Source organism: Ensifer aridi (genome assembly GCF_002078505.1).
GTDB lineage: Bacteria > Pseudomonadota > Alphaproteobacteria > Rhizobiales > Rhizobiaceae > Sinorhizobium > Sinorhizobium aridi.
In genome coordinates, this window is the sequence record NZ_LUAV01000022.1 from 262,696 (window position 1) to 263,026 (window position 331).

Genomic DNA, 331 nt, shown 5'->3' on the forward strand with positions numbered 1-331 from the left:
TCCTCCTGCGCCATGGGCGGATTTACGAAGGCGGCGGCCATTGGACATTGGCGCACCGGCGCTGGCTTGCCCGCCAGAGCTTCGAGCATACGGCGCAGCAGATCGTGTTCCAGGAGAAGATCGACGCGATCGAGGACGCGGCTCAGCGGCTACGCCGCCTGGACGAACAGTTGCGCGCCATTGTGCCAACCTGGTCCATGGCGCCGCTCGTCGAGGCCTATCAGGCGATGCGCGGCGCCTCGTTCTTGGTCGCGGTGATCTTCGCGGCCGAGATCGGGGATGTACGCCGCTTCGATAGTCCGCCGCCGCTGATGGCCTTCCTCGGCCTGGT

Annotated in this window: 1 pseudogene; it reads left to right on the forward strand. The window is 66.5% G+C overall.

Annotated features, from left to right (window positions below):
• A pseudogene (locus tag AYK65_RS34030) lies at positions 1–331 on the forward strand (IS110 family transposase); the annotation flags it as partial.